Below are 19,969 nucleotides of genomic sequence, written 5' to 3' on the forward strand. Positions count from 1 at the left end.
TTCCGATTTCGAAGGACACCGTGAGCAACCAGACGACGCACGTGGCGACGGCGCCAGCCTCGCAGCGTCCCGACCCTGTCGAGACGAAGGTGGAGCAGACGCAGGAACGTACCCGACTGTCGACCCGCGACGTCGTGGGTGCTTACATTTCCTTGACCAAGCCGCGCATTATTGAGCTGCTTCTGGTGACGACCCTGCCAGTGATGTTCCTGGCGTCCCACGGGTTGCCCAAGCTCGGGCTGGCTGTCGCGACGATGCTTGGTGGTTTGCTTGCTGCGGCGAGCGCAAACGTCTTCAACTGCGTCATTGACGCCGACATCGACGAGAAGATGCGCCGGACTCGGCGTCGCCCCCTGCCGCGCCATCAGGTGCCGCGTCGGAGTGCCTTGATCTACGGAGTGGTCCTCGGTGTCGTGGCCACCCTCGTGTTGGGATTCGGTACGAACTGGTTGTCGGCCGTCCTGGCTCTGGTTGCCAACCTTTTCTATGTCTTCGTCTACTCGATGCTCCTCAAACGCCGTACCTGGCAGAACACGATCTGGGGCGGTATCGCTGGATGCTTCCCGCCTCTCATCGGCTGGACAGCCGTCACCGGACATGTTGGCTGGGAACCTCTCGTTCTGTTCCTCATCATCTTCTTCTGGACTCCGCCGCATACTTGGGCGTTGTCCTTCCGTTACCGCGAGGATTACAAGGCCGCCGGCGTGCCGATGCTCCCGGTGATCAAGGAAGCGCCCGAGGTCGCCGTCCAGATCCTCGTCTACACCGTCGCCACCGTTGCGATTTCCCTGGTGTTGTGGCCGGTGGCCCAGATGGGGTGGGTCTACGGCGGCGTCGCAGTGCTGGCCGGGGCGGTCTTCATCTTCGAGGCCATTCAGTTGCTGCGTCGTGCCAACGCTGGTCTACGTGACGCTCTGTTGAAGCCGATGCGCCTGTTCCACTGGTCGAACACCTATCTGTCCCTGCTCTTCCTGGCCATCGCGATCGATCCGCTCATCCATCTGTGACGGTCAAGGTCCTCAATTGGCCACCCCACGAGGCCATCGACGAGTACAGGAGCCGTCGGGGCCGGTGGCGTGGCATGGGAGCGTGATGGCATCCACTCAGGGTCCGAGCCTCGCTCCGGCACCACCGAGAGGAGCATATTTCGGCGCCGTCGTGCCACTGCATCCGGTAGCGTCGGATTAAGCAACGTGGCTGTGACAGCGCGTGAACACGCGACCCGAGGAGTATTTATGCCCACCATGTCAACTATTCGATAGACTCTGGGTACGAAGGTCGACCAGGCGGCCAAGCTGCTTGCCGACGGCTACCTGTTCCAGGAGAGGCTACGGGCGTCGAAGGGTCGTCAGGCCGGGGACGGCAGCCCCATTGATTTCACCTTCATGGGCAAACCGGCCACCTTGGTCCGTGGCAGCAAAGGTCTCGACCTCTTCTACGACACCAAGCGCATGATGCGCGAGGAAGCCATGCCCCTGCCCGTGCGCGGCCCGCTCTTTGGAGCTGGAGCTGTTCACGGCACCGACGACGACGTGCATCTGGCCCGCAAGGCCAACTTCGTCAAGGTGGTCTACGACGATGCTCAGATCGAGCGATTCAAGCCGATCATCGAGGACGAGATACGCAAGATGGTCCAGACGTGGGGCCGTCGAGAGGGCAACGTCTACGACGACACGGTGGTGGCCTACGGTCGCGCCGTCCTCAAGTGGGCCGGAGTTCCCGGTAGCGACGCCGATCTTGACCCGTGGGCCAAGCGCCTCGGCCAGATCGTCGAGGGCTTCGGTCACATGCCGGCCGGGCACACGCTGGCCTGGGTGAACCGTGCCCGCTGTGACAAGTGGGCCGCAGGTCTCATTGAGCAGCAGCGCAGTGGCCAGATCAACGCTCCGGAGGGCACGGCCCTGTGCGAGTGGGCTCGCTACCGCGGCACGGACGGCGAACTCCTTGACGCCAAGCTGGCCGGTATTGAGCTGCAGAACTCCACCCGTCCCGCCATCGCCGTGAGCCGTTTTGCCGCCTTCGCAGCCAGGTTCCTCGTGCTGTACCCCCAGTACCGCGAGGACATCGCTCGCGAGGTGGAGACCTCGGGGACCCTCGTCGACAACGAGCATGCCGTCGCTTTCGCCCAGGAGGTGCGCCGCCTCAGCCCCTTCGTGCCGATGCTGCCGGCCTTCGCCCGTGAGGACTTCGAATGGGAAGGTCGCCAGATCAAGGAGGGTCAGCGAGTCATCATCGACATTCTGGGCACGAATACCGACCCGAGTGAGTGGGATGAGCCACTGCGCTTCAAGCCGGAGCGTTTCCTGGGCGTCGAGCACGCCGAGGCCATCAAGGCCTTCGTCCCGCAGGGCGGTGGAGACGTCGCCACCGGTCACCGCTGCCCAGGGGAGAAGGTCGCTGTCACGGAGCTGGCTGCTACCGTCTCGGCCCTGTGCCAGCCGGGAATCAACATCGATCCGGGCGACCTGGATTACGATCCCACGATGATGCCGACGAGGCCGCGCAGTGGCGGCCGCGTGCAGAAGGACTGACGCCGAGCACGCTTGGTCGTTCGACGGGCACAGACTTGTAGTCGCACAGACAAACATGGCGGGCGGGCCAGGGAACGATTCCCTGGCCCGCCCGCCGTCGTGAGGAAGGTCGTCAGGACTTCCGGTTGAGCACCGGTGAAGGAGTGGGACGCACGCTGCACCACAAGGCTCCAACCGCCGCCGCTGAGAGCGCGACGCCCACCATGTGCCAGATCACCAGCCATGGGCTGAGGTGGGTGAAGTACTGGGAGTATCCGACGATGGCCTGGTAGACCTCGACGGCCATCAAGACAATGCTCCAGCGGCGCATCATGGCCAGCCCGCGGGTGGTGGCAATGGCCAGGCATGCGATCGTCAGGGCGACGGTGATCCACACTGAGATGCCATGCAGACGAGCGACGGTCTGAATGTCGAACCCGGTTCGTGCCGAGCCTGAGTCTCCGGCGTTGGGACCAGATCCGGTTACCACTGTTCCCAGCCACATCACGACGCACATCGTCGCCACGGTGGCTCGCACCAGCCCCATCGTCAGCCCGTCGACGGCCTCGCTCGAATGAGGACCGGCCAACCAGATCATCTTGACGTCGACAAGGATGATCGCCACTGACAGCAAGAGGTGCAGGGCTACGACAAACGGGTTGAGCTCGAGCAGCACCGAGATCCCGCCAATGACCGCCTGCAGAGCGATGGACACGAGGTTGATCCACGCCAAAGCCATGAGCTGGGCCGTGACATGAACTCGGTAGCAGCGGACGAGCAGGCCGATCGCCACCGCGACGAGGACGAAGGTCAGCAGGCGGTTGCCGAATTCGACGTAGGAGTGGATCCCCATCTCCTCGTGGGGCGTGAACGTCCCGGCGGTGCAATGCGGCCACGTGTTGCACCCCAGTCCAGAACCGGTCAGGCGCACCACCGCACCGGTGACGATGATGCCCATGTTGGTGATGAGAGCGGCGATGCACCAGCCGTACAAACGGCGATCTCGGGAGGTCATGAGATCCACTTGAACACCTTTCGTGCCAGTAGTCCGAGCAGAAGCGCCCAGATCAGCAGACTTGCCAATGGCCACCAGAGAGTCTGTCCGACGCCCCAGGCTCGCAGGGATTCCCCGAGCGCGGTCGTCGGGAGGACGGCGATGACGGGACGAATGGCCTCCGGGTAGTCAGCGAACGGCCACAGGATGGCACCGGCGACCAGGCCAACGATGTACACCAAGTTGGCCAGCCCGAGAGTGACCTCGGCCTTGAGGGAACCAGCCATCGCCAGGGCCAAGAAACTGAATGCCGACATGGCAAGGACGACGCTCACGAGGGCTGGCAGCCAGGCCAAGGCCGAACCGTGGGGACGCCATCCCAGGATCAAGGAGACGATGACGAGGAGGACCACCTGGGCAAGGCTGATGACAGAGTAGGACATCGCCTTGCCGGCCAGCAGGCCCGATCGTCCAAGGGGAGTGGCGGACAGACGTTCCATCACTCCGTATCTGCGTTCGAACCCGGTCATGATGGCTTGGGACGTGAAGCAGGTTGACCAGATGGCCAGTGCCAGGATCGATGGGGCCAGGAGGTCCATCGTCAGTCCGACTCGGTCGCCGAGGAATCGTCCGGCGACGAGGATCCCGATGGGGATGACGAGGGCCAGCAGCAGCTGTTCACCATTGCGCATCACGAGACGAATCTCTGTGCGGGCATGATTGCGGATTCGCGCAGCCGCCGGTGCCGCCTGTGGCGCGGGGTGAAGATCGAGTGTCGTCACGTCAGTGCCTCCCTGCTGCCCGGTCGCTGGTGTGTGTCAGGAACACGTCTTCCAGACTCGCCTCGGCGGTGAGTTCCGGCACGGTCCCGTGGACGGCGACCTTTCCTTGGTCGACGATCCAGACGTGGTCGGCCAGTCGCTGGGCCTCGTCCATGGCGTGGGTGGTCAGGACGACGGAGACCCCGTCGTGTCGCATCTGCTCGATGATGTCCCAGGTGTGGTGACGCGCATGGGGATCCATTCCCGACGTCGGTTCATCGAGGAAGACCAGCTGGGGACGTCCTATCATTGCGGCAGCGAGGTTGACCGCCTGCTGCTGACCACCGGAGAGACGTCGGTATGTGGTGCGTACGAAGGGCGTGATCGCCAGGGCGTCGATGAGGAGATCGGGATCGATCGGGTCGGCATGCAGACCTGCCATGTACTGCAGCAGCTCACCGGCCCGAATACCGCTCCAGGCGCCCGCGCTTTGCGGCATGAGACCAGTGGCGGCGGTGGCCTCGGGGCTGCCCGGGGCATGGCCGAGGACGTCGATACGCCCGGAGTCGGGGGAGACGAGAGAGGTGCAGCAGCGCATCATCGTCGTCTTGCCCGCACCATTGGGGCCCAGCACAGCGGTGATGGCGCCGGTGGCGGCGGACAGACTCAGCCCGTCGAGGGCCGTGACACGACCAAAGGTGACCCTCACGTCCTCGAGAATCAGAGCTTCTCTCGGAGCGTGAGGGTCACCACTCGGGGTCAAAGGGGTTCCTGGCACGACGGCCAGTGTAGAACCCTTCCACCAGTCACAGCCCGCTGCCAGCCTCCTTGGCGACGGCGCCGTACTCGTCGTTGCCGCCAGCTGAGTCAATCCGCATGCCGTAGAAGGAGCGGTAGACGAAGAAGCAGGCGACGAGGAAGAACACCGCAGCGAGGATGTAGGTGAGCGGTCCGGCACCGATCGACACTGCCAGCTCGACGGCCAGCAGACCGAAAAGGGTTGTGAACTTGATGACCGGGTTCAGGGCCACCGAGGAGGTGTCCTTGAACGGGTCACCGACGGTGTCACCAACCACGGAGGCATCATGCAACTCGGTGCCCTTGGCGTCCAGGTCAACCTCGACGATCTTCTTCGCGTTGTCCCAAGCACCGCCTGCGTTGGCCATGAAGATGGCTTGGTACAGGCCGAAGATAGCGATCGAGATCAGATACCCGATGAAGAAGTACGGATCGACGAAGGCGAATCCCAAGGCTGCGAAGAATACGCCCAGGAAGATGTTGAGCATGCCCTTCTGGGCGTACTCGGTGCAGATCTGGACGACCTTCTTGGAATCCTCGGTGGAGGCCTTCGTGGCGTTCTCATCGAGTTGCATGTTGTTCTTGATGAATTCAGCGGCTCGGTAGGCGCCGGTCGTCACGGCCTGCATCGAGGCTCCGGAGAACCAGTAGATGATGGCACCGCCGGCGATCATGCCGAGCAGGAACGGAGCGTGGGTCAGACCGAGCTTGTTGACCTCAGCAGCATTCGACAGACCGTCGGTCAGCATCATGATGATCGAGAAGATCATCGTGGTGGCGCCAACGACGGCGGTACCGATGAGAACCGGCTTGGCCGTGGCCTTGAAGGTGTTACCAGCGCCGTCCTGAGCCTCCAAGATGTGCTTGGCGACATCCCACCTGGGGGTGAATCCGTACTGCTTCTCGATGTCCTCGGAGACGTTCGGGATCTCCTCGATGGTCGACAACTCGTAGACGCTCTGGGCGTTGTCAGTGACCGGGCCGTAGGAGTCGACGGCGATCGTCACCGCGCCCATGCCAAGGAAGCCGAAGGCCACCAAGCCGAAGGCGAAGACAGCCCACTTGACCTCGCTCATGGCTCCCATGTCGCCCAGACCGGATCCGGTGCCGGAGACGAGGAAGGAGACACCCATGAGAGCGACGATGATGATGCCCAGCCAGAATCCGGAGAAGTTACCGGCAACCAGACCGGACAGGATGTCCAGGGAGGCGCCGCCTTCGCGCGCACTCGTGACGACCTCACGCACGTGACGGGAATTCGTCGAGGTGAAGGCCTTGACGAGCTCTGGGATGAGGGCGCCGGCCAGGGTGCCGCAGGAAATAATGATGGACAACTTCCACCACATCGTCCCGTCGCCCATCGAGCCGAGCATCCACCAAGTGGTGATGACGGTCAGCAGGATCGACATGACCGAGGTGATCCAGACCAAGGAGCTCAGCGGCTTCTCGAAGTCCATCTCGGTGACCTTGCCGTAACGCGCCTTGGCGACCGCGTTGTTGATGAGGTACGACACGAAGGAGGCAATCAGCATGACGACGCGAACCACGAAGATCCACACCAGCAACTGAACTTGCTCGGTCTGGTCCGGGACGGCTCCCAGTACGAAGGTGATGAGGGCGACGCCGGTGACGCCGTAGGTCTCGAATCCGTCAGCGGAGGGGCCAACCGAGTCACCCGCGTTGTCACCGGTGCAGTCAGCAATGACGCCGGGGTTACGGGCGTCGTCCTCCTTGATGTGGAAGGCGATCTTCATGAGGTCGGCGCCGACGTCGGCGATCTTGGTGAAAATACCGCCAGCGATACGCAGGCAGGCCGCGCCGAGGGACTCGCCGATGGCGAATCCGATGAAGCACGGACCAGCGAGATCACCGGGCAGCACCAGCATGATGAAGAGCATGAGGGTCAGCTCGACGCTGATGAGGACCATGCCGATGCTCATGCCGGAGCGCATCGGGATGTCGAAGGTCTCCCAGGGCGAGCCACGCAGGGAGGCGTGGGCGGTACGGGAGTTGGCGAAGGTGTTGACGCGAATGCCGTACCAGGCGACTCCGAACGACCCCGCCATGCCGACGAGGCTGAACAGCAGGATGATGAGCACCTTGGCGCCCATGTGCTCCAGGAGGAGGAAGTACACGACGATGACCGCCGCGATGAACGCCCACAGCAGCATGAGGAACTTGGCCTGCTGCTTGAGGTAGGTCTTACAAGTTTCGTAGATGAGCTCGGAAACTTCGTGCATCGCCTCGTGGACGGGCAATTTCTGCAGTTTGGAGTACGTCACCAGACCGAACACCAGACCGAACAGGCAGATCACCAGTCCGATCCACAGCAGTGCCGTTCCGGAGACGTTTCCGACTTGCTCATTGAGAGGGGGCAGTTTCAGATTGGCCTCACCGCCACCTCCTTCCTTGGCCTCCCCGCTGGAGCCGCATCCGGCTAGAGCGAGGGTCGTGAGAAGTACGGGTAGTGTGCAGCCAAATAGCCGCTTCATGGGGGAGGACCCCTTGTCAATCGTGTTCACGATCCTGTCTCTTCCCTGAGAACTCTCGTGCACCTGCGTCAGTGCAGGCCTTGTTTCTAACCGTATGACTTGTTCACGGCATTGTCAGCACTCGGGGTCCCAGATGTGCAGAATGTCACCGCGCCGGGCAAGTATCGCTCACGGGTACAGCGCGGCTCGGCATGCCCGGGCGAGACGGCGCCGAAAACAGCATCCTCGATGGGTGCTCAGGGCATGTCCCCCCGAGGCTCCTCACGACGACAGATCGGACGTCGATGATCTGTGCGGATATCGCGAGATGCGTAATGCGACGACGTCGTCGGGGCAGGAGCACGCCGGTTGTGCGGATGCACCACGCCAAGGCCGAGAAGCACATCGAGGTGAAGGTTGATGGACTGTGCCGGAGGTCGCAGGGTCGCACCGTCGCACCCGGCTGCCACTCCGCAACGGCGGACTTGCGACATCGTCGGTTGGTTCGGCGCCGACTCGTGAGCCCGTCGACGAGTCTCAGGCTGCCGGCGCGAGCCGGATCGGGCCCGTCGTACCGCGCTTCACCAGTTCGGGACGCACCAGTCTCTCTCCGAGGAAAGTGGCATCACCGCGTATCAGACCCATGAGGGACTGCACGGCCATCGTCGAGATGAGCCCGACATCCTGACGCAGGCTGGTCAGTGGAGGATTGGTGTACCGCATCAGCGCCGAGTCATCGCTACCGATCACCGAGACGTCGTGCGGGACCGTCAACCCCTGGGCGCGGGCGGCGCGGATCGCTCCCAGGGCCATGAGGTCGGAGCCGCAGATGATGGCACTGACCCCTTGATCGAGCAGGTTGACCGCGGCGCGAGCCCCGCCATCGACGGAGAAGACGGTGTTGCTGACGGTCACCTTGCCACGCCCCGCGAGACGACGAGCCATGGCTGCGCGTATGCCTTGCTCCTTGCGCTGCACCGGGACGTAACGTCGCGGACCCACCGCGAGGCCGATGTGCTCATGGCCCAGAGCGACGAGGTGGGCGACCGCTTGATCCATGGCTGACATGTCGTCGTCACTGATCTGCGGGGTAGCGATGTCGGGGGCATATCCATTGACAAGCACCAAGGGCAGCCCGACGTCGACCAGTTCCCGGTAGATCGCCATGTCTGCCGTGGTGTCGGCGTGAGATCCGGAGATGACGACGATTCCGGAGACCTGACGAGACCTCAGCACCCGGATGTAGTCGTCCTCGCGCATGCCGCCGGGGGCCTGGGTACACACCGCAGTTGCATACCCTTCCTTGGCCAGCAGGGTCTCGATTGCCTGGGCGTGGCTGGCGAATATGGGGTTGGTCAGCTCCGGGACGATGAGCCCGACGAGACCGGCCGTCACGGGTTTGAGATGCATGGGCCGCTGGTAACCCAGGACGTCGAGGGCGGTGAGTACGCACTGTCGGGTGGAGTCCGAGACCCCGGGCTTGTCATTGAGGACCCGGGAGACGGTGGCTTGACTGACACCTGCCTGGTCAGCGATCTCCGCAAGGGTTGGTCCGTTCATCTCTCCTCCTCCCGGCAGTGTGTCACGTCACTTCACCGCGCCGCCGGTCAGGCCGGAGACGATGTACTTCTGCAGCCAGAGGAACAGCACCATCGGGGGAAGGGCGGCGAGCACGGCGCCGGCCGCGAAGACTCCCCAGTTGGAGCTGGTCTCGGTGGACACGTACTGGTACAGGCCGATGGCCAAGGTCGAGGTGCGCGGGTCAGCTCCGAGGATGACTGATGCCACCACGTACTCGGTGAAAGAGCCGATGAAACTCAGTAGACCGACGACCGCCAGGATTGGGGCCACCAGCGGCAGGATGAGGGTGAAGAAGATGCGGGCGTGGCCGGCGCCGTCCACCCTGGCAGCCTCGTCGAGGGATTGGGGTACGGTGTTGAAGAAGCCGTACATGAGGTAGGTGTTCGCTCCCAGGGCTCCGCCCAGGTAGACCATGATGAGGGCCAACCGGGATCCGATCCCCAGGGCGGGGTAGACGTCACCGAGCCACGTCAGCAGCAGGAAGATGGCGACCACCGTCAGGAGCTGGGGGAACATCTGCACCAGCATGAGGGCCAGCAGGCCGCCGCGACGTCCCTTGAATCGCATACGGGAGAAGCTGTAGGCAGCCAGCGCTCCCAGGAAGACGGTGAAGATCGCGGTGAGCGCGGCGATGATGATGGTGTTGAGGTACCACTGGCCGTATGGACGCACCGGATCGCTCATCAGCTTGGTGTAGTTCGAAAAGTCCACCTTCGAGAACAGTTGGTTGGATCCCGTCAGGGTGCCAGATGGCGACAGGGATGCCGAGAGGACGTAGACCAGTGGGAAGGCTGCGAAGACGACGGCGATGATGCCCAGGAGGTGACGCCACCACTGAGACTTGAACCGCTTGGAAAACGGGGTGCGACGGTTGGCTTCCTTGATGGCAGAGGACACTGTTTCGGTGCTCATCAGTTGACCTCCTCGAGGGCCTTGGTCTGGCGGAATCCGAGCCAGGAGATCACGCCGACGATGATGAAGATGATGACGGAGAAGGCGCTGGCCAGACCGTAATCACGTCCGGCACCGGAGAAGGCGACCTTGTAGACCATCGAGATGAGGATGTCGGTGGCGCCGACGTCGAGGCTGGTGTCGGTGAAGCGAGGGCCACCGAGGGTCAGCATGTAGATGAGGACGAAGTTGTTGAAGTTGAAGGCGAAGGAGCTGATGAGCAACGGCGCCAACGGCACCATGAGTAGCGGCAGCTTGATCTTCGTGAAGGTCCGCCAAGCGCTCGCGCCGTCGATTCGAGAGGCCTCCAGGATGTCGCCCGGGATGGACTGCAGAGCGCCCGTCGAGACGATGAACATGTAGGGGAACCCCAGCCACAGGTTGACGATGAGGACGGCCGCCTTGGCGATCCACGGGTCCGTCAACCACGGGATGGACGCCCCGCCCAACAGCACCTGGTTGATGAAGCCGAATTCCTGGTTGAACATGCCCGACCACACCAAGGCGGACAGGAACCCTGGGAAGGCGTAAGGCAGGAGCATGAGGATTCGATAGAGCTTCTGGCCCTTCATGGACGTGTCGTTGAACAACAGGGCAAGGGCCAGACCGAGGGCGAAAGTCGTGAGCACCGACAGCACTGCGAAGGCGAAGGTCCATGCTGTTACTCGTAGGAACGGCCCGCGGACGTCCTGGTCGGTGAGAGCCTTCTTGAAGTTCTCGAATCCGACGGTGACCTTCCATCCGGGCTCCAACGCTTTTCCTGAGGCCGAGACGAAATTGCCGTGACCGTCATCCTTGTAGACGGTGCCCTTCTTGTCGGTCATCGTCCCGGTCTTCTTGTCGTAGGTCATCGTCGAGGTGAACTCGAAAGCCTGGGAGCCGGTGGTGGTGCGAATGAACCCTGCGGACGAATCCTTGGAGACGGGGACTTGCAGCTTGGAAATCTCATCGCTGCGCTGGGAGACCTCGGAGAAGGGAAGGACGCGGTAGCCAGGCAGGGATGTGATCTTGCCCAGAGAGTTGAGTTCAGCTCCCTCTACCGGCTCCAGTGCCTGGTCGGAGGTGCCGGCCCGCACCTGCTTGGTCTGCGGATCGATGACGATGAGGGCGAGCGTACCGTCCTGCTCCGCAACGGCGGAGTCGTAGACCGGGGCGTTGGGGACGCGTTCCTGGTTGTTGCGCTGGATGGCTGCGACGGCGTCGTCGCGACTGCCGTTGTGCCCGTCACCGTAGTTTGTGAAACCCACGTAGATCGTGTAAGCCATCACGCCCACCGAGAAGATGAGCATGAAGACGATGCCCGGAGCAAGGTACTTGGCCGGCAGCATCCGGTTGGGCGGCAGGTAGATGAGGGTGATGATGACGGCAATGGCACCGACGCCGATGGCCATCAAGGTCGATCCGTGGGCGATGGCGGTCATGACGCCGTAGATGGCGATCGCGTCGAGGACGCCCAGAAGTGCGATCTTGATGATCCAGGCCCACAGCGACCTGGAGTATTTGCCGCTGGCTGCGGCGACACGCTTTTCTCGTGCCTCGTGATCGGTGGTTGACGATGACGACATGATGTGGGGTTCTCCGGTTCAATGCGGTCAGGGAGGAAACGCCATCATTGGCGTTGTGGGGGGTGGGGCGCACGACCTCGTGCGCCCCACCTGAAGGCTGAAATCAGCCCTTCTTGATCTTGTCGTTGATGGATTTGACGGCCTTGTCCCAGGTGGCCTTGGAGTCAGAGGCCTTGCCGCTGATGATCTGAGCCTCGGCGACACCCCAGTCAGCCCACACCGAGCCCATGGCGGGGACGTTCGGCATTGGGACGGCCTTCTGGCCGACGGTACCGAATGCAGCGACGTCCTTGTCGGCGTTGGCCTTCTCGAAGGCTTGCTTGTTGGCCGGCGGTCGGTTGCCGACCTTGAACAGCTCGGCCTGCACGTCCGGGTTGCCGACGTACTCGACAAGGAACTTCTGGGTAGCGACGGCGTTCTTGGTCTTGGCGCTCATCCAGAATCCCTGCACACCGACGAACGGGGTGGCGGGCTGGTCACCAGCGGAGGGAACCTCGCTGATGTCGTACTTGATGCCAGCCTTCTTGAAGCCGCCGAGGCTCCACGGCCCGGTGAGGATGAAAGCAGCCTGTCCCTTACCGAACAGGTCCTTGGAGATGTCCTGGGAAATGTTGAGGTTGAGGTTCTTCGCCTTGCCCTGCTCGGCCAACCAGGCAGCGAATTTCTCGCCGTTGGCACCGCCCATGGTGACCTTGCTGGCGTCGAAGCCGTTGTCCTTGAGTTCGAAGACGGGGGCGCCGAAGGAAGCTTGGAACGGGTACAGGTGGTACGGATCGGCCTGCTTGGGATCAAGGCCGACGAGGAAGGGGTACTTCGCACCGGACTTCTTGCCCATCTCGATCATCTCGTCGAAGGTCTTCGGGGCGTCCTTGACGAACTTGGTGTTTCGAACCAGGGCAATGTTCTCGGTGGCGTATGGAACGCCGTAGATCTTGCCGTTGACGGTGAAGGCCTGGATGGCGACATCCTGGTAAGCAGAGGTGTCACCGAGCTCCAGCGGGGCGACGACACCGTTCTGGACCATGCGGCCGGTGCCGTCGTGGGCTGCGATGGCGGCGTCCGGACCCTTTCCGGTCGGAACCTGAGTGATGAAGTCGTCGGGAATCTTGGCGATGTCCTTGACGGCCAGGTTGACGGTGACGCCGGTGTCGTTCTTGAACTGCTCGGCGACCTTCCGAATGACGGGCTCACGGTTGGAGTCGGTCCACACGAGGATGGAGCCGGCGGCAGCGGCAGGGGAGGACTTGCCGGCGGCAGAGGGCGACGACTTCTCGGCGGAGTCATCATTGGCGCCACATGCGGACAGGACGCCGACGGCGGTAACGCCGAGGCTTCCAAGAAGCATTGAGCGACGGCTGATGTTGGACATGGGGTCACACCTTTCGGGGCAGCTCGACGCTCATCGTCGAGCATGGGTTGCGCATCGGGAGGACATCTCGTTGTCATTCCCTTGCAAGCTGCTGCAATTCTTGCAAAGTTTTTCATCGCTGCCCAGTGGCGCGGCCGGGTTTGTGACCTTTTTCACAGGATCGTGCGGTTGCCGCGGGCGGGGAGCGGCCCGCTCATGGTGACCCCGGGATAACGTAGGGTGTCCTAAGTTGCGTCGGAGTATCTTTAGGCAACAATGAAGTTGTGAAAAATTCGACCGACACCGAGATGGCCGCCGCAGGTCGCGACGTCGTCGGCGAGCACAAGCAGGGGAACATGGACAGCTCCACGAGGGATCGTGTGATGTCGTCCATCCTGCACAATGGCCCGTCGACGGCCAGCGAGTTGGCTGATCGTCTCGGTCTGACAGCAGCGGCAGTGCGCCGCCATCTCAGTTCCCTCGTCAATGAGGGCCTCGTCGATTCCCGTGAGAAGAGGATCTTCGGGGCCAGGGGGCGAGGCCGTCCCTCGCGCGTCTTCTTCCTCACTGATCATGGGAGGGCTGATTACTACACCGCCTATGACGACCTGGCGATCTCGGCTCTACGGCAACTTGCCGACGCCGTCGGACCGTCGGCACTCGATGCGGTGGCCAAGGCCCGAGTCGATGACATTGAGTCGCGGTATCGCGCCCTGCGGGAGAAATGTCCCGACGAGGTTCCTGCCCAGTTGTTGGCCGAGGCCCTGTCGGCAGACGGGTACGTGGCGACCACTCAGCCGGCGGGTGCCGGGCAGCAGATCTGCCAGCACAACTGCCCGGTTGCCGAGGTGGCCAAGGTCTTTCCGCAGCTGTGCGAGGTCGAGACCCAGTTGTTCTCCGAACTCCTCGGGTCGCACGTCCAGCGGTTGGCAACGATCGCTCACGGTGACGGGGTGTGCACCACCCACATTCCCGTCGACGTCGAGATCACCCGTCGGGCACTCTCCGAGCCGTCCAAGCGTCCATCCATCCGAAAGGATCACTCATGACCCAGGTTGACACCCCCACAAGCCTCCCGGGCACCGGCGCCAGCCAGGACGAACACCTGGCTGCCCTCAGCGGCTACAAATATGGCTGGCACGACTCCGATGCCTACGCAGCAGCTTCTCAGCGCGGACTGTCCGAGGATGTCGTGCGCGGCATCTCGGCCATGAAGCACGAGCCGCAGTGGATGCTTGACATGCGTCTCAAGGCCCTCAAGCTCTTCGGGCGCAAGCCGATGCCGACCTGGGGCGTCGACATCAGCACGATCGACTTCGACCAGATCAAGTACTTCGTGCGCGCTCAGGAGCGTCAGGCCCAGTCCTGGGAGGACCTTCCGACCGACATCAAAAACACCTACGACCGTCTGGGCATCCCGGAGGCCGAGAAGGATCGTCTGGTTGCCGGTGTGGCCGCCCAGTACGAGTCCGAGGTCGTCTATCACAAGATCAACGAGGAGCTCGGCAAGCAGGGAGTGCTGTTCCTCGACACCGACACCGCCCTCAGGGAGGAGCCCGAGCTCTTCCGTGAGCACTTCGCCAGCGCCGTCCCGCTCGGCGACAACAAGTTCTCCGCGCTGAACTCCGCCGTGTGGTCCGGTGGTTCCTTCATCTACGTACCGAAGGGCGTCCACTGCACCATCCCGCTGCAGGCATACTTCCGCATGAACACCGAGAACCTCGGCCAGTTCGAGCGGACCCTGATCATCGTCGACGAGGGTGCCTACGTGCACTACGTCGAGGGCTGCACCGCCCCGATCTACAAGTCGGACTCGCTGCACGCGGCCGTCGTCGAGATCATCGTCAAGAAGAACGCCCGTTGCCGTTACACGACCATCCAGAACTGGTCGAACAACGTGTACAACCTCGTCACCCAGCGTGCTTACGTCGAAGAGGGCGGCACGATGGAGTGGATCGACGGCAACATCGGTTCCAAGGCCAACATGAAGTACCCGGCCTGCTACCTTATGGGCCCGCACGCCAAGGGCGAGGCACTGTCGGTCGCTTTCGCCGCCGAGGGACAGCACCAGGACACCGGCGCGAAGATGGTCCACAACGCCCCGTACACGTCCTCGACGATCGTCTCCAAGTCGATCTCCCAGGGTGGCGGACGCTCGGCTTACCGCGGCCTCGTCGCCGTCGGCAAGGATGCCCATCACTCCTCCTCGGCAGTGCGCTGTGACGCTCTGCTGGTCGACGACATCTCCCGCTCGGACACCTACCCCTACAACGACATCCGTACCGATGAGGTGTCCATGGCCCACGAGGCCACCGTCTCCAAGGTCAGTGAGGACCAGCTGTTCTACCTCATGCAGCGTGGTCTGACCGAGGAGGAGGCCATGGCCATGATCGTGCGCGGATTCATTGAGCCGATCGCCAAGGAGTTGCCGATGGAGTACGCCCTGGAGCTCAACCGGCTCATCGAGCTGCAGATGGAAGGTGCGGTCGGCTGATCCGGCCCCGCCCCGACGAACCCCACTTTTCCCAGAAAGAGAGACACCGCGTTGAGCGCACCAGCCGCTGCGCCCCGAAAGGGCCACAACGTCGCCATCGAGAACGACGTCGAATCCCATCTGCACCCCACCCCGTCGTGGGAGGTCGCCGATCACCCCATGCCCACCGGGCGTGAGGAGATCTGGCGGTTCACTCCGATCAAGACCTTCACCCCGATCCTTTCCGAGCTCGCTCTCGAGTCGAGCCAGGAGGCCGGCGTCATCGACGTCGACGTCAGGGGGGCCGAGGGCATCACCGTCACCGACCTGGCCGCCAGCGAGCTGAATGGCCTGGCCGAGACCCCGCAGGACCGTCTGTCGGCTCTGGCCGCAGCCGACCCGCACGCCGTCAACCATCGTCTGGTCATCCCGGCCGAGGCCGAGCTCAAGGTCCCGGTCGAGATCACCGTCAATGGTCACAACGACGAGATCTCCTGCCACCACAACGTGGTCGTCGAGATCGGCAACCATGCCCAGGCCACCGTCATCGTTCGTCACCGTGGTGTGGCCCGTCTCGGTGAGAACTGGACCTTCCGCGTCGGTGACGGTGCCCAGGTGACCGTCCTCTTCGTCCAGGAGTGGGACGACACCGCCATTCACGGTGCCCAGATCTCCTTCGAGATCGGTCGTGACGCCACCGTCCGCACTGCCCAGGCCAGCTTTGGCGGCAAGGCCGTGCGCATTTCCCAGACCGCCTCCTACAACGGTCCCGGTGGCAACCTGACCCAGCTCGGTGCCTACTTCGCCGATGCCGGCCAGCACATCGAGCACCGCCTGTTCGTCGACCACAATGCCCCCAGCACCGAGTCCCACGTGGACTTCCGTGGTTGTCTGCAGGGCAAGGACGCGCACTCGGTGTGGATCGGTGACGTCCTCATCCGTCCGGTGGCCGAGGACATTGAGACCTACGAGTCCAACAAGAACCTCGTCCTCACCGAGGGCTGCCGTGCCGACGCCGTGCCGAACCTGGAGATCCAGACCGGCAATATCCGTGGCGCCGGACACTCCGCCTCCACCGGACGCTTCGACGCCGAGCAGCTGTTCTACCTGCAGTCGCGTGGCGTCGAGGAGGCCGAGGCCCGTCGTCTCGTCGTGCATGGCTTCTTCACCGACATCGTCCGCAGGATCGGCGTGCCAGAGATCTCCGAAGAGCTCGTCGCCCGCATCGAGGCCGAGCTCGTCGAAAACCTCGGCGCCTCCACCACGGTGGAGGAGGGCTGATGCCGGTCGTCACCAGTTTCTCGGCCCTCGAGGAGGATTCCCCGCAGGAGTTCGAGGTCGACGGCACCGAGATCGTCCTGGTACGCACCGAGGGTGAGGTCCACGCCATCGGAGCCATCTGCACCCATGCTCAGGTGCCGATGGCTGACGGTGACGTCGAGGACTGTGGCCTCGAGTGCTACATGCACGGGTCGATCTTCGACCTGCGCACCGGCAAACCCCGCAACCTTCCGGCCACCGAGCCGCTTCCCGTCTATCCCGTGACCATCGACGGCGACGACGTCCTCGTCGACGTCGCCAACCCCATCACGAAGGAGTCCTGAACCACCATGGCAACCCTGCAGATCAATGACCTTCACGTCGACGTCGAGACCGAGGCCGGTCCCAAGCAGATCCTCAAGGGAGTCGACCTGACCATCAACTCCGGAGAGGTCCACGCCATCATGGGCCCCAACGGTTCCGGCAAGTCGACCCTGGCCTACACCCTGGCCGGTCACCCCAAGTACACCGTCACCGGTGGTTCCGTCACCCTTGACGGTGAGGACCTGCTGGCGATGACCGTCGACGAGCGTGCCCGCGCCGGTCTGTTCCTGTCGATGCAGTACCCGGTCGAGGTGCCCGGCGTCTCCGTCGCCAACTTCCTGCGTACCGCTCGTACCGCCACCGACGGTCAGGCCCCGAAGCTGCGCACCTGGGTCAAGGAGGTCAATGAGGCCCTGACCCGTCAGGAGCTCGACCTCGACTTCGCCGAGCGGTCCGTCAACGAGGGATTCTCCGGTGGTGAGAAGAAGCGTTCCGAGATGGCCCAGCTCGAGCTGCTTCACCCGAGGTTCGCGATCCTCGACGAGACCGACTCCGGCCTGGACATCGATGCCCTCAAGGTCGTCGCCAACACCGTCAACCGGTACATGACCGACCCTGAGCACGGGCTCATGCTCATCACCCACTACACCCGAATCCTGCGTTACGTTAAGCCCACCCAGGTTCACGTCTACGTCGATGGCCGGGTGGCCGCCACCGGTGGTCCGGAGCTGGGCGAGGAGCTCGAGGCCGAGGGCTACGAGAAGTACGTGTCCGCTGTCAAGGCCAACTCCTGATCATGAGCTACGACGTCGAGAAGATCAGGAAGGATTTCCCCATCCTGTCCACCAGGGTGGGGGAGTACCCGCTGACGTACCTCGACTCGGCCAACACCTCCCAGAAACCGCAGGTCGTCATCGACGCCCTGAGTGAGCACTACGCCCGACACAACGCCAACGTTGCTCGGGCCATGCACCAGCTCGGGTTGGAGTCCACCCAGGCATACGAGGGCGGGCGTGAACGCATCGCGCGGTTCATCGGGGCGTCTCGTCCCGAGGAAGTGGTGGCCCTGTCGAACGCCTCGGAGGCTCTCAACCTGTGTGCCCACACCTTGGGTGAGCGTCTCGGACCCGGCGACGAGGTCGTCATCTCGGTGATGGAGCATCACTCCAACCTGGTGCCATGGCAGCTCGTGTGTCAGCGCACTGGAGCCACCCTGCGGTGGTTCGACATCACCGATGAGGGCCGTCTCGACCTCGAGAAGGCCGAGGCGGAGGGCCTCATCAACGAGCACACCAAGGTCGTCTCCCTGACCTTGGCCTCCAACGTGCTCGGCACGATCAACCCAATCGGGATGATCGCCGAGCAGGCCCATGCCGTCGGTGCCGTCATGGTGGTCGACGCATCCCAGGCCGTCCCACAGATGCCTGTTGATGTGTCGGCCCTGGGAGCTGACCTGGTGGCCTTCACCGGCCACAAGATGTGCGGCCCGACCGGTATTGGCATTCTCTGGGGGCGCTACGACCTACTCGCCGAGCTCCCGCCCTTCCTCGGCGGTGGCGAGATGATCGAGGTCGTGCGCATGGAGGGATCGACCTACGCCGAGCCCCCGCATCGTTTCGAGGCCGGCACCCCGCCGATCGCTCAGCTCGCCGCCCTCGGCGTGGCCGCTGACTATCTGGATGGCATCGGGATGGAGGCCATTGCCGAGCACGAGCACGAGCTCGCTGCCCGGATGCTCGAGGGTCTGCAGACCGTCAAGGGGGTGCACATCCTCGGACCGATCGACGCCACCGCCCGTACCGGCACGGTGTCCTTCACCATCGAGGGAGTACATCCGCACGACGCCATGAGCCTCATGGACGGTCACGGGGTCGCGGTGCGCGGTGGCCACCACTGTGCCAGGCCGTTGCACGAGTGGCTGGGAATACAGTCGTCCCTTCGTGCGTCGTCATACCTGTATTCCACCGCGGACGAGGTGGATCGGCTCGTCGAGTCCGTCGAGTACGCTCGGAGCTTCTTTGCCGGAGGTGTCGCATGAACGTCGAGGAGATGTATCAGCAGATCATCCTGGATCACTACCGGGAGAAGCACCACAGTGGTCTGCGCGAGGACTACGACGCCGAGGTGACCCAGGTCAACCCGTCCTGTGGCGACGAGTTGCTGCTGCGGGTTCACCTGGATGGCGACGTCATCTCCGACGTGTCCTATGACGCGGTGGGGTGCTCCATCTCCCAGGCGTCGACCTCGGTCATGACCGATCTCGTCATCGGCAAGACCATCGACGAGGCCCAGGAGCTCTACCGCGGCTTCCAGGAGATGATGCGCTCTCGCGGCACCATCGAGCTCGACGAGGACACCTACGAGGACGCCATTGCCTTCGAGGGAGTCGCCAAGCTCATGGCGCGAGTCAAGTGCGCGATGCTCGGCTGGTCAGCACTGGAGGACGGTCTGCTCAAGGCGACCGAGAAGGCTCCGGCCACTGCCGACGCGATCGCTGAGAAGAACGAGACGAAGGAGGAGGGCTGATGAGCGATGACAACGCCGTGCCCGCCCAGGAAGTGACGCTGACGGCCATGCCGACCGTCGACGACGTCATTGAGGCGATGAAGGACGTCATCGACCCCGAACTCATGGTCAACGTCGTTGACCTCGGCCTCGTCTACGGGGTCAACATCGACGACGAGGGCAATGTCACCATCGACATGACGCTGACCAGCCCCACCTGCCCGCTGACGGATCGGCTGGAGTACGACACCCAGACGGTGCTGGAGGGGATCGTCAAGTCCGCGACGATCAACTGGGTGTGGCTGCCGCCGTGGGGTCTGGAGCGCATCACCGATGATGGCCGGGCGCAGCTCCAGGCGATCGGCTTCAACGTCTGAGTCTGTCGTCACGCCCCTGTGCCCGCAGGGACTGACGGGAGGGGCCGGGGA

Annotated in this window: 18 protein-coding genes and 1 pseudogene; 11 read left to right on the forward strand and 8 right to left on the reverse strand. The window is 63.4% G+C overall.

The features are described 5' to 3' along the window. Positions 1–20: 20 nt before the first annotated feature. Together PALO_RS03200 and PALO_RS03205 are read left to right on the forward strand one after the other, a co-directional pair. The gene (locus PALO_RS03200) at positions 21–1,007 is read left to right on the forward strand and encodes a heme o synthase (protein ID WP_015582389.1); all 987 of its coding nucleotides are present in this window, start codon (positions 21–23) and stop codon (positions 1,005–1,007) included. A 378-nt stretch (positions 1,008–1,385) separates the two neighbouring features. After that, complete coding sequence (locus PALO_RS03205; protein WP_015582390.1) at positions 1,386–2,531, forward strand: cytochrome P450; 1,146 nt, start codon at positions 1,386–1,388, stop codon at positions 2,529–2,531. A gap of 112 nt (positions 2,532–2,643) precedes the next feature. On the opposite strand, the gene PALO_RS03210 is transcribed toward PALO_RS03205, so the two are convergent. The 8 genes from PALO_RS03210 to PALO_RS03245 all read right to left on the reverse strand — a co-directional run bounded on the left by PALO_RS03210 (position 2,644) and on the right by PALO_RS03245 (position 12,841). Next, positions 2,644–3,525: a COX15/CtaA family protein gene (locus PALO_RS03210; RefSeq protein WP_023033489.1), complete on the reverse strand. Its 882-nt coding sequence runs from the start codon at positions 3,523–3,525 to the stop codon at positions 2,644–2,646. Further along, the gene (locus PALO_RS03215; protein WP_015582391.1) at positions 3,522–4,286 is read right to left on the reverse strand and encodes an ABC transporter permease; all 765 of its coding nucleotides are present in this window, start codon (positions 4,284–4,286) and stop codon (positions 3,522–3,524) included. The genes PALO_RS03210 and PALO_RS03215 overlap by 4 nt, the downstream gene beginning before the upstream one ends. Position 4,287: 1 nt before the next feature. Continuing rightward, positions 4,288–5,043 (reverse strand): ABC transporter ATP-binding protein, encoded by a 756-nt coding sequence (locus PALO_RS03220; RefSeq protein WP_171023551.1) that lies wholly within the window; start codon positions 5,041–5,043, stop codon positions 4,288–4,290. A gap of 28 nt (positions 5,044–5,071) precedes the next feature. Continuing rightward, the gene (locus tag PALO_RS03225; protein ID WP_015582393.1) at positions 5,072–7,555 is read right to left on the reverse strand and encodes a sodium-translocating pyrophosphatase; all 2,484 of its coding nucleotides are present in this window, start codon (positions 7,553–7,555) and stop codon (positions 5,072–5,074) included. 516 nt (positions 7,556–8,071) lie between these two features. Then, the gene (locus tag PALO_RS03230; protein WP_015582394.1) at positions 8,072–9,094 is read right to left on the reverse strand and encodes a LacI family DNA-binding transcriptional regulator; all 1,023 of its coding nucleotides are present in this window, start codon (positions 9,092–9,094) and stop codon (positions 8,072–8,074) included. A 27-nt stretch (positions 9,095–9,121) separates the two neighbouring features. After that, entirely contained in the window at positions 9,122–10,027 is a 906-nt protein-coding gene (locus PALO_RS03235; protein ID WP_004808745.1) for a sugar ABC transporter permease, read from the reverse strand. Beyond that, positions 10,027–11,631, reverse strand: a complete 1,605-nt coding sequence (locus tag PALO_RS03240) for an ABC transporter permease subunit (RefSeq protein WP_015582395.1) — start codon at positions 11,629–11,631, stop codon at positions 10,027–10,029. Before PALO_RS03240 ends, PALO_RS03235 begins: the two co-directional genes overlap by 1 nt. Positions 11,632–11,734: 103 nt before the next feature. Continuing rightward, positions 11,735–12,841, reverse strand: coding sequence for a sugar ABC transporter substrate-binding protein (locus PALO_RS03245; RefSeq protein WP_041710236.1), 1,107 nt, complete (start codon positions 12,839–12,841; stop codon positions 11,735–11,737). Here PALO_RS03245 and PALO_RS12465 point away from each other — a divergent pair. The 9 genes and pseudogenes from PALO_RS12465 to PALO_RS03285 all read left to right on the forward strand — a co-directional run. After that, positions 12,825–13,126: pseudogene (locus PALO_RS12465) on the forward strand (hypothetical protein); the annotation flags it as partial. The gene PALO_RS03245 and the pseudogene PALO_RS12465 sit on opposite strands and share 17 nt — an antisense overlap. A gap of 137 nt (positions 13,127–13,263) precedes the next feature. Further along, positions 13,264–14,028, forward strand: coding sequence for a helix-turn-helix transcriptional regulator (locus tag PALO_RS03250; RefSeq protein WP_015582397.1), 765 nt, complete (start codon positions 13,264–13,266; stop codon positions 14,026–14,028). Then, positions 14,025–15,473: a Fe-S cluster assembly protein SufB gene (sufB, locus tag PALO_RS03255; protein WP_015582398.1), complete on the forward strand. Its 1,449-nt coding sequence runs from the start codon at positions 14,025–14,027 to the stop codon at positions 15,471–15,473. The genes PALO_RS03250 and sufB overlap by 4 nt, the downstream gene beginning before the upstream one ends. Before the next feature lie 159 nt (positions 15,474–15,632). After that, the gene (gene sufD / locus PALO_RS03260) at positions 15,633–16,733 is read left to right on the forward strand and encodes a Fe-S cluster assembly protein SufD (protein WP_036910512.1); all 1,101 of its coding nucleotides are present in this window, start codon (positions 15,633–15,635) and stop codon (positions 16,731–16,733) included. After that, on the forward strand, positions 16,733–17,056 hold the full coding sequence (locus PALO_RS03265) for a non-heme iron oxygenase ferredoxin subunit (RefSeq protein ID WP_015582400.1): 324 nt from the start codon (positions 16,733–16,735) through the stop codon (positions 17,054–17,056). Before sufD ends, PALO_RS03265 begins: the two co-directional genes overlap by 1 nt. A 6-nt stretch (positions 17,057–17,062) precedes the next feature. Then, positions 17,063–17,830, forward strand: a complete 768-nt coding sequence (sufC, locus tag PALO_RS03270; protein WP_004808738.1) for a Fe-S cluster assembly ATPase SufC — start codon at positions 17,063–17,065, stop codon at positions 17,828–17,830. Positions 17,831–17,832: 2 nt separating this feature from the next. Further along, on the forward strand, positions 17,833–19,074 hold the full coding sequence (locus PALO_RS03275) for an aminotransferase class V-fold PLP-dependent enzyme (protein ID WP_015582401.1): 1,242 nt from the start codon (positions 17,833–17,835) through the stop codon (positions 19,072–19,074). Then, positions 19,071–19,562, forward strand: a complete 492-nt coding sequence (gene sufU / locus PALO_RS03280; RefSeq protein ID WP_015582402.1) for a Fe-S cluster assembly sulfur transfer protein SufU — start codon at positions 19,071–19,073, stop codon at positions 19,560–19,562. Before PALO_RS03275 ends, sufU begins: the two co-directional genes overlap by 4 nt. After that, positions 19,562–19,918: a metal-sulfur cluster assembly factor gene (locus tag PALO_RS03285; RefSeq protein WP_004808735.1), complete on the forward strand. Its 357-nt coding sequence runs from the start codon at positions 19,562–19,564 to the stop codon at positions 19,916–19,918. Before sufU ends, PALO_RS03285 begins: the two co-directional genes overlap by 1 nt. Positions 19,919–19,969: the final 51 nt, after the last annotated feature.

Origin of the sequence: Cutibacterium avidum 44067 (assembly GCF_000367205.1) — a bacterium.
Classification (GTDB): Bacteria; Actinomycetota; Actinomycetes; order Propionibacteriales; family Propionibacteriaceae; genus Cutibacterium; species Cutibacterium avidum.

Excerpts from the sequence above, each read along its gene's own strand:
- PALO_RS03205 (WP_015582390.1), top strand. The coding sequence starts at position 1,386 with ATGGGCAAACCGGCCACCTTGGTCCGTGGCAGCAAAGGTCTCGACCTC.
- PALO_RS03210 (WP_023033489.1), bottom strand. The coding sequence starts at position 3,525 with ATGACCTCCCGAGATCGCCGTTTGTACGGCTGGTGCATCGCCGCTCTC.
- PALO_RS03225 (WP_015582393.1), bottom strand. The coding sequence starts at position 7,555 with ATGAAGCGGCTATTTGGCTGCACACTACCCGTACTTCTCACGACCCTC.
- PALO_RS03230 (WP_015582394.1), bottom strand. The coding sequence starts at position 9,094 with ATGAACGGACCAACCCTTGCGGAGATCGCTGACCAGGCAGGTGTCAGT.
- PALO_RS03235 (WP_004808745.1), bottom strand. The coding sequence starts at position 10,027 with ATGAGCACCGAAACAGTGTCCTCTGCCATCAAGGAAGCCAACCGTCGC.
- PALO_RS03240 (WP_015582395.1), bottom strand. The coding sequence starts at position 11,631 with ATGTCGTCATCGTCAACCACCGATCACGAGGCACGAGAAAAGCGTGTC.
- sufB (WP_015582398.1), top strand. The coding sequence starts at position 14,025 with ATGACCCAGGTTGACACCCCCACAAGCCTCCCGGGCACCGGCGCCAGC.
- sufD (WP_036910512.1), top strand. The coding sequence starts at position 15,633 with ATGCCCACCGGGCGTGAGGAGATCTGGCGGTTCACTCCGATCAAGACC.
- PALO_RS03265 (WP_015582400.1), top strand. The coding sequence starts at position 16,733 with ATGCCGGTCGTCACCAGTTTCTCGGCCCTCGAGGAGGATTCCCCGCAG.
- sufC (WP_004808738.1), top strand. The coding sequence starts at position 17,063 with ATGGCAACCCTGCAGATCAATGACCTTCACGTCGACGTCGAGACCGAG.
- PALO_RS03275 (WP_015582401.1), top strand. The coding sequence starts at position 17,833 with ATGAGCTACGACGTCGAGAAGATCAGGAAGGATTTCCCCATCCTGTCC.
- sufU (WP_015582402.1), top strand. The coding sequence starts at position 19,071 with ATGAACGTCGAGGAGATGTATCAGCAGATCATCCTGGATCACTACCGG.
- PALO_RS03285 (WP_004808735.1), top strand. The coding sequence starts at position 19,562 with ATGAGCGATGACAACGCCGTGCCCGCCCAGGAAGTGACGCTGACGGCC.